We start from the raw sequence: 11,329 nt of genomic DNA, 5'->3' as shown, positions 1-11,329 counted from the left end.
AAATTCAGCCCGGCCGGCGTTTGAGGCCATCTTTTCGACCGCCCGAACCTCAGTCCCTCCGAAGCCGTCGGGCCAGCACCACAGCCCCGCCCCCCGCGGCGAGCAGCAGAGCACCGCCGCCCAGCAGGTACGGCGTGGACGAGTTCCCCCCGGTCTCCGCGAGGTTCGCCTCGGCGGGCTTCTGCGGCTTCGCCGCGACCGGCTTCTCCCCCGCGCCCCCCTGCGGCTTCACCGGCGGAGCCGAAGGCTTCGCGGACGCCGCAGGCGCCTCGCACGACGCTCCCGCGAGCGTCACCGTCCCCTCCACCTCCGCGACATTCAGCTTCAGGGGATTCACGGACACCTTCAGTTCAAGAGCGGACGCCGCCGCCGTACGCGACGTCGTGTGCGTCTTCGACAGGTCGAGCCGCACCTCGCCGACCCCCGGCACCGTCACCTGCGTCGGGCCTCCCGCCGACAGCGTGACCTTCTTGCCAAGGACGGTCACCCCGCCCAGCAGATTCGCCTCGGCGACAGGACGCTCGCCCGCCGCGCAAACCGCCTTGGACGTGACCTGCTCGACCTCGATCAGGGACAGCAGCGGCAGGCCCGGCACATGCACCTTGGCCCGCGCGATGTTGCTGTACCCCTCCGCCTTCCTGTCATCGACGGTCGCCTTCGCGGTGGCGACGTCCGCCCGCAGCACGCTGAACGGCTGCCCGCCGTCGACGCCGTCCAGCTTGGCGGTGAGCGCGGTCTTTCCGGCACTGGCCGGCGCCTGTACTTCGTTGAGCGAGACCCTGAGCGGGACGTTCAGGGTCTTGTTGAGCAGGGACACGTCGAGCCCGGTGCGCAGCACGACGGCGTTCGCGTGGCCCTTGTCGCCGCCCGTCGCCGAGGCGGGTCCCGCGGTGGCGAGCGCCGCGGGACCCGCGACGAGGACCGTGGCGGTGGCGATCACGCCGAGGCGGCGTGCGGGCAGGCGGAAGGCATTGCTGTTCAAGGTGGTGGAACCCCCACAAGAGTTACGGAGCTGCCGGAAGCGTCGCGCTTCGCTGGATGGGGACATCGCTTGAGCGCGACACCGGCAACATCGACAGGGGGAATCTTTACGCACTGAGAGTGAATAGCCAGCGACCGAGCGTGAGTTCACTCCAACGGGAGGTTTCCGCCCCTGTTTTCGAATCTTCCGGCACGGACGTTCCCCCCAGCCCCCCGAGCAACTCCCTGGCTCGAACACATCGGTTGACGCCCGGCCCGTGGCCGAATGGTGTGCAACGAATCTGGGGCCTCGCGCGTAACGCTCCGTCAACATGAGTCACTTGGGGCGACCGCAGCGTACGTGGCGTCGAGGCATGAGAGTGGACTCGGCGGAGCCGACGGGCTACCCCACCACCCTCCCGTTCAGCACCACCCTCCGCGGATTCCCCAGCACGCCCACGTCCTCCCGGGGATCGCCCCCGTAGACCACCAGATCCGCCGGCGCCCCTTCCACCAGGCCGGGCCGCCCCAGCCAGTCCCGCGCTCCCCACGTTGTCGCCGACAAGGCGTCCACCGCCGGGATCCCGGCGAGCCTCAACTCGGCGACCTCCGCGGCGACAAGACCATGGGCCAGCGAACCTCCCGCGTCCGTGCCCGCGAACACCGGCACTCCCGCGTCGTACGCGGCCCGCACCGTGTCGTAGCGCCGCTCGTACAGCCGCCGCATGTGCCGCGACCACTTCGGGAACTTCGACTCGCCGCCGTCGGCCAGCTGCGGGAACGTCGCAATGTTCACCAGCGTCGGGACGATCGCGACGCCCCGCTCGGCGAAGAGCGGGATGGTCTCCTCGGTCAGGCCCGTGGCGTGCTCGATGCAGTCGATGCCCGCCTCCACCAGGTCCCGCAGGGAATCCTCGGCGAAGCAGTGCGCCGTCACGCGCGCGCCCAGACGGTGCGCCTCGGCGATCGCCGCCTCCACCTCGGCCCGTGGCCAACACGCCGTCAGGTCTCCCGCGTCGCGGTCGATCCAGTCGCCGACGAGCTTGACCCAGCCGTCGCCGCGCCTCGCTTCCTGGGCGACGTACGCGACGAGGTCGGAAGGCTCGATCTCATGGGCGTAGTTGCGGATGTAGCGGCGCGTGCGCGCGATGTGGCGGCCCGCCCGGATGATCTTCGGGAGGTCCTCGCGGTCGTCGATCCAGCGCGTGTCGGACGGGGAGCCCGCGTCGCGGATGAGGAGGGCGCCGATCTCGCGGTCGGTCAGCGCCTGCTTCTCGGCCGTGGCCGCGTCCACAGGGCCGTGCGCGTCCAGGCCCACGTGGCAGTGCGCGTCGACCAGGCCGGGGAGCGTCCAGCCGTCGATCGTGACGTCCGGCGCCGCCGAGGGGCGGTCGTACGTCACCCTGCCCCCGACCACCCACAACTCGTCCCGGACCTCGTCCGGGCCGACGAGCACCCGCCCCTTCACGTGCAGCACCGTGTGATCGCTCATGTACAGCAGCTTAGGAGCCTGTCGGTACGCTCGGTCCGGCAGCCCGAACGAACTCGTGAGCGAAGTGAGCAGCGAAGTGAGCAGCACCGTGACGACGCATCCATTCCTTGACCTGGCCCCCTTGAGCGCCCAGCACTTCGCCTCCATCGAGGAGCGCGTCGCCGGGCTGCTCTCCACCTCGCAGGACGTCGTGATCATGCAGGGTGAGGCGCTGCTTCCCCTGGAGGGCTGCATCCGGGGTGCGGCGCGGCCGGGCACGACCGCGCTGAACGTCATCACCGGTCCGTACGGGCAGACCTTCGGGAACTGGCTGCGGGACTGCGGGGCGACGGTCGTCGACCTCGCCGTCCCCTTCCACACCGCCGTGACCGCCGAGCAGGTCCGCGAGGCGCTCGCCGCGCACCCCGAGATCGACTTCGTCTCGCTCGTCCATGCCGAGGCCGCGACGGGCAACACCAATCCCGTCGCCGAGATCGGTGAGGTCGTACGCGAGCACGGCGCCCTCTTCATGCTCGACGCCGTCGCGTCGGTGGCCGCGGAGCCGCTGCTTCCGGACGCGTGGGGCGTGGATCTGTGCGTGATCGGCGCGCAGAAGGCGATGGGCGGCCCCGCGGGTGTCTCGGCCGTCTCAGTGAGCGAGCGGGCCTGGACGCGCCTCGCCGCCAACCCGCAGGCGCCGCGCCGCTCCTACCTCTCCCTCCTGGACTGGAAGGAGCGCTGGATCGACGGCGGCCGCAAGGCGCTGCTTCACGCCCCGGCCCAGCTGGAGATGCTCGCCCTGGAGGCGTGCGTGGAGCGCATCGAGGCGGAGGGGCTCGACGCGCTGATGGCACGCCACGCCACTGCCGCGGCGGCCACCCGCGCGGGGGCGATCGCCCTGGGCGGTGGCCTCTCGCCGTACGTCCATGAGGCGCGGGACGCCGCTCCGGTCGCCACGACCCTGCGCGCCCCGGAGGGCGTCGACGCCTCGATGCTCGTCGCCAAGGCGCTCGCCGCGGACCCGGTGCTTCCGCTGGTCGCCGGTGGCGGCGCCCTTGCCACGGAGATGATCCGGGTGAACCACTACGGCCCGGACGCGACCAGCGGCGTCGTGCACGCCTCGCTCGCCGCCCTGGGTGCCGCGATGGGCGAGTCCGGCCTCGCGGTCGACCTCGAAGCGGCCCGACGCGCGGTGACAGCCACCTGGCAGTAGGCGCCTGCCCCTGGCCCGCGCCTCGGCCCGCCCCAAGCTCACAGCGAACAGCGGCCGTCCGAAGCGGCCGGCGTGGCAGCGTGACCGCCATGCCAACGCTTCCGGACGGCCGTCCTGTCCCCGACCCGACAGCGGGCGAGCCCGCGATGCTGGCGGACTGGCTCGATTTCCATCGCGGAACCCTCGCGGTCAAATGCTCCGGGCTCGATGACGCACAGACCCGTATCGCCTCGGTCCCGTCCTCGTCGCTGACCCTGCTCGGCCTCGTGCAGCACCTGGCCGAGGTGGAGCGGAACTGGTTCCAGCGGGTGCTCGCCGGGTGGGACGTGCCGCCGGTGTACGAGGATTCGGCGGGCTTCGCCCTGGACCCGGAGCGGACGTGTGACCAGGCCCTTGCCGTGTGGCGGCGTGAGGTGGCGGTGAGCCGGGAGCTCTGCGCGGGACGTTCGCCGGACGAGGTCGGACGGCTGAGCGAGCGGGAGGCCGCGGTGACGGGGAGCGCCGAGGTCAGTCTGCGCTGGATCCTGGTCCACCTCATCGAGGAGTACGCGCGACACAACGGTCACGCCGATCTCCTCAGGGAGGGAATCGACGGCGCGACGGGTCCTTAAATCCTCTACGTAAATTCACGGACGCATTCCCGCCGCTTCTTTATCCACTTTATGAGCGCAGCTTCCCGTATTCTTCTGCCCGCTTTCCGGAGACCTAAACACTAAGATTTCGACAGGACCAAGTCTCATAATTCGGACACGCTTCGAGGGAGTTACGGTTCTGTGACGTACTCCACATCGCGCCCGGTATGTTCTCTATGACCCCATCAAATCAGGCCAAACCCCTGGGGATTCCTGCGGGCGCGCACCCCCGCGTGATAACACAAGACGCGCTCTGACGTAACCCCTCCCGGCGATGCAATTAAAGAAATTGCTCGGTAAATTCAATACGCATGACCGCTGCACAAGCCGATCTACCGACCGACCTGCAAGCGAATTCCCTGGAAATGCCCGAGGGGTTGCGCATCGACACCCCCGACGTCGCCGACGGCGCCGCAATCTGGCGGATCGCCCGCGACTCGAAGGTGTTGGACCTCAACTCCTCGTACAGCTACCTGCTGTGGTGTCGCGACTTCGCGGCGACCTCCGTGGTGGCCAGGGACGCCAACGGTGAGCCCGCGGGGTTCATCACCGGCTACATCCGGCCCGAGCGGCCGCGCACCCTGGTGGTCTGGCAGGTGGCCGTCGACCAGGCGCACCGAGGCCGCGGCCTCGCCGGCGCGCTGCTCGACGGTCTTACCGCCAAGGTCGCCGCCGACCGGGAGCTGGTCTCGGTCGAGACGACCATCACGCCGGACAACACCCCGTCCGAGCGGCTCTTCACCTCGTACGCACAGCGCCACGGCGCGTCGGTCGAGCGCACCGTGCTCTTCGACGCGGGGCTGTTCCCCGACGAGGGGCACCTGCCCGAGGTCCTGTTCCTCATAGAGCCGATCACCGAGACCGGGAAAGCCGCGCAGATCGAGCCGGTCGAGCCAGTCGGCTGAGTTCCGCCCTTCCCCCCATGAACCACCCGTCACCCCCCACCTCCCAAGACTTTCCATCTCCCAGGAGATCTGCTGTGACCATCACCCAGCCCGACCTGAGCGTCTTCGAGACCCTGGAGTCGGAGGTGCGCAGCTACTGCCGCGGTTGGCCCACCATCTTCGACCGTGCGCAGGGCAGCCGCATGTTCGACGAGGACGGCCACTCGTACCTCGACTTCTTCGCCGGGGCCGGCTCGCTCAACTACGGCCACAACAACCCCGTCCTCAAACGCGCCCTGATCGACTACCTGGAGCGCGACAGCGTCGTCCACGGCCTCGACATGTCGACGACCGCGAAGCGCGCGTTCCTCGAGTCGTTCCAGAACATCATCCTGCGCCCGCGTGACCTGCCGTACAAGGTCATGTTCCCGGGCCCGACGGGCACCAACGCCGTCGAGTCCGCGCTGAAGCTGGCCCGCAAGGTCAAGGGCCGCGAGTCGATCGTGTCGTTCACGAACGCCTTCCACGGCATGTCGCTCGGCTCCCTCGCGGTGACCGGCAACGCCTTCAAGCGCGCCGGCGCCGGCATCCCGCTGGTGCACGGCACGCCGATGCCCTTCGACCGCTACCTCGAGGGCACGACCCCCGACTTCGTCTGGTTCGAGCGTTTGCTCGAGGACCAGGGTTCCGGCCTGAACCAGCCTGCCGCCGTGATCGTCGAGACGGTGCAGGGCGAGGGCGGCATCAACGTCGCCCGCGCCGAGTGGCTCCGCAAGCTCGCCGAGGTGTGCGAGCGCTGGGACATGCTCCTGATCGTCGACGACATCCAGATGGGCTGCGGCCGCACCGGCGCGTTCTTCTCCTTCGAGGAGGCGGGCATCACGCCGGACATCGTGACGGTGTCCAAGTCCATCAGCGGCTACGGCCTGCCGATGGCGCTGACCCTGTTCAAGCCCGAGCTGGACATCTGGGAGCCGGGCGAGCACAACGGCACCTTCCGCGGCAACAACCCGGCGTTCGTCACGGCCGCCGCCGCCCTGGAGACCTACTGGTCCGACGGCCCGGCCATGGAGAAGCAGACCCGCGCCCGCGGCGAGCAGGTCGAGGAGGCGTTCAAGGCGATCGTCGACGAGAACCCGGGCGCCATCAAGGAGTACCGCGGCCGCGGCCTGGTCTGGGGCATGGAGTTCCTGGACAAGGCGCGCGCGAGCGCCATCGCCAAGCGGGCCTTCGAGCTCGGCCTGCTCATCGAGACCTCCGGCCCCGAGAGCGAGGTCGTCAAGCTCCTTCCGGCGCTGACGATCACCGCCGACGAGCTGGACGAAGGGCTTCGCACGCTCGCCCGTGCGGTGCGCGAGACCGCCTGATCGGTGCGGGACGTCGCAGGGGCGGTGCATCCGCACCGCCCCTGCGGCTCTCGGGCCGCGTCTTCACCCCCGTAAGAGAAAAGGAACCAAGTCACCGTGATCGTCCGTTCGTTCAAGGACATTGAAGGCACCGACCGGCACGTGAAGGCCGCTTCGGGCACCTGGGAGAGCAAGCGCATCGTCCTCGCCAAGGAGCGGGTGGGCTTCTCGGTCCACGAGACCATCCTGTACGCGGGTACGGAGACGTCGATGTGGTACGCCAACCACATCGAGGCCGTCGTGTGCACCAAGGGTGAGGCCGAGCTGACCGACGACACGACCGGCAAGAAGTACACGATCACGCCGGGGACCATGTACCTGCTCGACGGGCACGAGAAGCACACGATGCGGATCAAGGAGGACTTCCACTGCATCTGTGTCTTCAACCCGCCCGTCACGGGTCGTGAGGACCACGACGAGAACGGCGTGTACCCGCTGCTCACGGAGCCGGAGCCGGAACCGGCCTGAGTGCCGGAGTCGGCCCGAGTGCCGGATCCGGCTTGAGCCCGGCACCGCGCCGCAGGGCTTAAGCAGCCCCTGAATCTCCCCCGCCGCCCTCTTCCTCTGGGCGGCGGGGGTGTACATCCCGGAAAGGGCCGTACGAGAGGAGAGGCAGGCAACACCATGACCACCGCACCCGAACGCACCGCCGATCTGTACCCGACCCGAGGCACCGAAGAGGTCCTCATCGAGCGCAAGGACCCCGTCGTGTGGTCCGAGCCGGGTACGCCGGGGCCGATCGCGGCCGACGAACTGGCGGGGTTCGAACGGGACGGTTTCCTGGCGATCGACCAGCTCATCACCCCGGACGAGGTGAGCGTCTACCACGCCGAGCTCGAGCGGTTGATCGATGACCCCGCGATGCGGGCGAACGAGCGCTCCATCGTGGAGCCGCGTTCCCAGGAGATTCGCACCATCTTTGAGGTGCACAAGTTGAGCGAGCTTTTCGCGAAGCTCGCCGCCGATCCGCGGGTGGTGGGTCGGGCCCGGCAGATCCTGGGTTCCGACGTGTACGTCCACCAGTCCCGGATCAACGTGAAGCCCGGTTTCGGTGCCTCGGGGTTCTACTGGCACTCGGACTTCGAGACCTGGCACGCCGAGGACGGCCTCGCGAACATGCGGACCGTCTCCGTCTCCATCGCGCTCACCAAGAATCACGACACCAACGGCGGCCTCATGATCATGCCGGGGTCGCACAAGACGTTCCTCGGATGCGCGGGCGCCACACCGAAGGACAACTACAAGCGGTCCCTGCAGATGCAGGACGCGGGCATCCCCTCGGACGAGACGCTGACCAGCCTCGCCTCGGACTACGGCATCCGGCTCTTCACCGGTGAGGCGGGCTCCGCGACCTGGTTCGACTGCAATGCCATGCACGGTTCGGGGGACAACATCACGCCGTTCCCGCGCAGCAACGTCTTCATCGTGTTCAACAGTGTGGAGAACACGGCGGTGGAGCCGTTCGCGGCGCCGATCCGGCGGCCGGATTACATTGGGGCTCGGGACTTCACTCCGGTGAAGTAAGCAGTCTCGTACGAGAGTTGGCCCGGCACCTGGGGGTGCCGGGCCGAACTTGTCTCGCTCTGCTGTGGTTGCTCTGTGCTTGCTGGGTGCGTGCTGTGTGCTTGCTCTGTGCTTACAGCGCCGGGTAGTCCGTGTAGCCCTTCTCCGTGCCGCCGTAGAACGTCGACGTGTCAGGCGTGTTGTACGGGCCTTCGGCCTTGAGGCGGGCCGGCAGGTCGGGGTTGGCCAGGAACAGTGCGCCGTACGCGACGATGTCCGCGGTGCCGTCCTCGACGAGGGCGAGCGCGTCGGGTCCGGTGGGGCCCTCGGTCGCGGGGTTCAGGATGAAGGGTCCGTTGAAGCTCCCGCGCAGGGTGGTCACCAGGTCGCGGATCGGGCCCACCTCCATGACGTGCAGGTACGCCAGGTCCAGGGCGCTCACCTCCTTCACCAGCAGGGTGTACGTCGCCTCGAGCTCGGCCTCGGGCTCGGAGATGTCGTTGAAGGGGTTGGCGGGCGAGAGGCGCAGGCCGGTGCGGGCGGCGCCGATCTCGGCGGAGACCGCCCTTGCGGTCTCGACCGCGAAGCGGATGCGGTTCTCCGGGGTGCCACCCCATTCGTCGGTGCGCCGGTTGGAGCCAGGGGCCAGGAACTGGTGGATCAAGTAACCGTTGGCTCCGTGGAGTTCGACCCCGTCGAAGCCCGCGTCGATCGCGTTGCGGGCCGCGGTCACGAAGTCGCCGATGGTGGCGCGGACCTCGTCGCCGGTCAGCTCGCGGGGCGTGACGAAGTCCTTCGGACCCTCGGCCGTGTACACCTGCCCCTTGGCCGCGATGGCCGAGGGGGCGACGTTCACCAGGCCGTCGGGGAGCAGTACGGGGTGGCCGATGCGGCCCGTGTGCATGATCTGGGCGAAGATCCTGCCGCCCGCTTCGTGGACGGCGGCCGTGACCTTGCGCCAGGACTCGATCTGCTCGTCGGAGTGCAGGCCCGGGGTGTCCGGGTAGCCCTGGCCGACGGCGGAGGGCTGGATGCCCTCCGTGATGATCAGGCCGGCCGAGGCGCGCTGGGCGTAGTACTCGGCGGTGAGTTCCGTGGCCGTGGCGCCGTCGCCCGCACGGCTTCGGGTCATCGGGGCCATGGCGATGCGGTTGCCGAGCGGGGTGCCGGAGAGGTCGAGGGAGTCGAACGCGGTGGTCATCAGGTGCCCCCAGATGGATGCGGCGGAGGATGTAATTGGTCGGCCAATTAACTGAACCGAATGTCACTGTAACTCATTCCTTGGCCGACCAAGCTAATCTGGAAGAGCAGTGCGGTTGCGCATGCGCTGGCTGTGCCTTGCTGACCTAGCTGACCTAGACCGAGGAGTTCCGATGAAGGCTTCGGCCGACCCCGCCTGTACCGACCTCCCCACCGCGGCGCGGCGGGGGCCCGTCAGTCACACCGTGAGCCGGGTGGCCCGGCTGCACCGGATCGCGGCGGGCAAGGTGCTGAAGGGGCTCGGGCTCTACCCCGGCCAGGAGTTCGTGATGATGTACCTCTGGGACGCGGGGCCCGTGCGGCAGTCGGAGCTCATCAAGGCGGTCGACCTGGACCCGTCGACGGTCACAAAGATGCTGCAACGCCTTGAGCAGGCAGGACACGTACGCCGCCGACCGGACCCGGACGACCGCCGCGCGGTACTGGTCGAGGCCACGGATGCGAGCTGCGGACTGCTGGCGGAGGTGGAGCGGGCGTGGGGCGAACTGGAGGCGCACACGCTGGCGGGGCTGGATGAGGATGAGCGGGGGGAGCTGGCGCGGCTGCTCGGGCGGGTGGAGGCGAACCTGTGCACGGAGACTGCGGATTGCCCGTTGGGGGCGGGGGGTGCGGGGGGCGGGGGCGCCTAGGGATGCGGGGGCGGTGCTGCTGTGTCTTGGGGTGCGGGGCCGCGCCGGTATGTCCGTCCTCGCTATCGTCCGGTGACCGCCTTGGTACTTCGGCTCCGGAGCGCCGCGAACCGTGCTCCGGGCGGACATACCGGCACGCCCCCTCGCGTCCGCTGCCGACTGCAGGCGCATGGGAACTGCGGAGCCGTCCGCCTGAGGGTGCGGGGCCGCGCCGGTATGTCCGTCCTCGCTATCGTCCGGTGACCGCCTTGGTACTTCGGCTCCGGAGCGCCGGGAGCCGTGCTCCGGGCGGACATACCGCCACGTCCCCTCGCGTCTCGATGCCGACTGCGGGTGTGTGCGGGCCGATCTTCCGTGGCGGGGGGCTTCCGCCCTGTCGGCGCTCCCTGACCGGCCCCGGTGAGTTACCCGCCCGCCCCGCTGTGGGCTCCCCTCCCGCCCCAACCGTGCAGATCGCCCCAACTACGCCCGTACGGATCACCCGCCCGCCCACCCCTCGACGCTGCGGGGCAATCGGGCGGGTGGGTGGGAGAGGCCTGTTCGGGGAAGGGCGGATGCGGGGTGATCGGGCGGGTGGGTGGGAAAGGCCTGTTCGGGGGAAGGGCGGATGCGGGGTGATCGGGCGGGTGGGTGGGAGAGGTCTGTTCGGGTAGGGGGAGGTCCCGGGCGGGGAGGGTTAGAGCCAGGCCAGGGAGGCTGCGCGGGTTAGGACGTGGGACGCGGCGGCCTCGCTGCCGGAGACCCCCTTCGGCACCCCGGCAGGGTCCACGCGGCCGCCCATGAGCAGGCAGAAGTCCACCGGGTCCAGGACCAGCTCCGCGCTCACCGGCTCCGCCCCGCCGCCCAGGATCCACGAGACCTCACCGCCCTCCCCCGCGACGGTCAGCGCGACGTCCGGCGCCTTCGAGCCAAGGGCCAGTTCCAGGATCCGTACGGCCAGGCGCACCAGCTGCCACAGGTGGGCGGGGCGGGGCGGCGGGACCGGCGTGTCCAGGGCCCTGCCGATGTCGTCCGTGTGCACCCACGCCTCGAAGGCCCGGACCAGGAAGTGGTCCGTCAGCGGAAGCCGGGCACCCATCAACTTCGTGGCGCGTCCGGCCAGTTCCGGGTCGTGCGCCTCGGGGGAGGCCAGGAGAGCGGTCGCCTGGCTCTGCCAGGACGCGACCGTCTCGGCCGGGGTACGGCCCCGCTCCCGCGCGAGGACCTCCTCCGTGCGCGCCGCCCACGCCACGCGCCACGGCGCCCCGTCCACGCCGTCGCACGCCCCGGGCGCCCGCAGCCCCAGGCGCACCGCAAGCGGCTCGTCCGCGGCCAGCAGATGCGCGACCGTGTCGTGGACGTCCCAGTCGTGGACCACCGGGGTTCCCCAGG

General features: G+C 69.8%; 11 protein-coding genes. 7 read left to right on the top strand and 4 right to left on the bottom strand.

Features of this window, described 5'->3' with window-relative positions; genetic code table 11:
- Positions 1-49 precede the first annotated feature (49 nt).
- Entirely contained in the window at positions 50-982 is a 933-nt protein-coding gene (locus tag ABD378_RS24185; RefSeq protein WP_344523642.1) for an SCO1860 family LAETG-anchored protein, read from the bottom strand.
- 381 nt (positions 983-1,363) lie between these two features.
- The gene (locus tag ABD378_RS24180) at positions 1,364-2,452 is read right to left on the bottom strand and encodes an amidohydrolase family protein (protein ID WP_344523640.1); all 1,089 of its coding nucleotides are present in this window, start codon (positions 2,450-2,452) and stop codon (positions 1,364-1,366) included.
- 55 nt (positions 2,453-2,507) lie between these two features.
- On the opposite strand from ABD378_RS24180, the gene ABD378_RS24175 reads away from it, so the two are divergent.
- The 6 genes from ABD378_RS24175 (at position 2,508) to thpD (ending at position 8,090) form a co-directional block, all read left to right on the top strand.
- Entirely contained in the window at positions 2,508-3,644 is a 1,137-nt protein-coding gene (locus ABD378_RS24175) for a pyridoxal-phosphate-dependent aminotransferase family protein (protein ID WP_386545569.1), read from the top strand.
- Between the two features lie 89 nt (positions 3,645-3,733).
- Positions 3,734-4,255, top strand: a complete 522-nt coding sequence (locus ABD378_RS24170; RefSeq protein WP_344523636.1) for a DinB family protein — start codon at positions 3,734-3,736, stop codon at positions 4,253-4,255.
- Positions 4,256-4,587: 332 nt separating this feature from the next.
- Positions 4,588-5,181, top strand: coding sequence for a diaminobutyrate acetyltransferase (ectA, locus tag ABD378_RS24165; protein WP_344523634.1), 594 nt, complete (start codon positions 4,588-4,590; stop codon positions 5,179-5,181).
- Between the two features lie 74 nt (positions 5,182-5,255).
- The gene (ectB, locus tag ABD378_RS24160) at positions 5,256-6,527 is read left to right on the top strand and encodes a diaminobutyrate--2-oxoglutarate transaminase (protein WP_344523632.1); all 1,272 of its coding nucleotides are present in this window, start codon (positions 5,256-5,258) and stop codon (positions 6,525-6,527) included.
- 96 nt (positions 6,528-6,623) lie between these two features.
- Positions 6,624-7,034 carry an ectoine synthase gene (locus ABD378_RS24155; RefSeq protein ID WP_344523630.1) on the top strand — a complete coding sequence of 137 codons (411 nt, stop codon included), beginning with the start codon at positions 6,624-6,626 and terminating at the stop codon, positions 7,032-7,034.
- A gap of 156 nt (positions 7,035-7,190) precedes the next feature.
- Positions 7,191-8,090: an ectoine hydroxylase gene (gene thpD / locus ABD378_RS24150; protein WP_344523628.1), complete on the top strand. Its 900-nt coding sequence runs from the start codon at positions 7,191-7,193 to the stop codon at positions 8,088-8,090.
- 112 nt (positions 8,091-8,202) lie between these two features.
- Here thpD and ABD378_RS24145 read toward each other — a convergent pair whose 3' ends face one another.
- Positions 8,203-9,270 (bottom strand): alkene reductase, encoded by a 1,068-nt coding sequence (locus ABD378_RS24145; RefSeq protein WP_344523626.1) that lies wholly within the window; start codon positions 9,268-9,270, stop codon positions 8,203-8,205.
- Between the two features lie 172 nt (positions 9,271-9,442).
- Between ABD378_RS24145 and ABD378_RS24140 the strand changes: the two genes are divergently transcribed.
- Positions 9,443-9,958, top strand: coding sequence for a MarR family winged helix-turn-helix transcriptional regulator (locus ABD378_RS24140; protein ID WP_344523624.1), 516 nt, complete (start codon positions 9,443-9,445; stop codon positions 9,956-9,958).
- A gap of 676 nt (positions 9,959-10,634) precedes the next feature.
- Here the strand turns inward: ABD378_RS24140 and ABD378_RS24135 are convergent.
- Positions 10,635-11,329, bottom strand: a 695-nt coding sequence (locus ABD378_RS24135) for a maleylpyruvate isomerase family mycothiol-dependent enzyme (RefSeq protein WP_344523622.1), incomplete at its 5' end; no start/stop codon positions are given.

This window comes from Streptomyces rectiviolaceus, assembly GCF_039533825.1.
GTDB classification, from domain to species: domain Bacteria; phylum Actinomycetota; class Actinomycetes; order Streptomycetales; family Streptomycetaceae; genus Streptomyces; species Streptomyces rectiviolaceus.
This window is presented reverse-complemented; position numbering and strand designations above follow the sequence as displayed.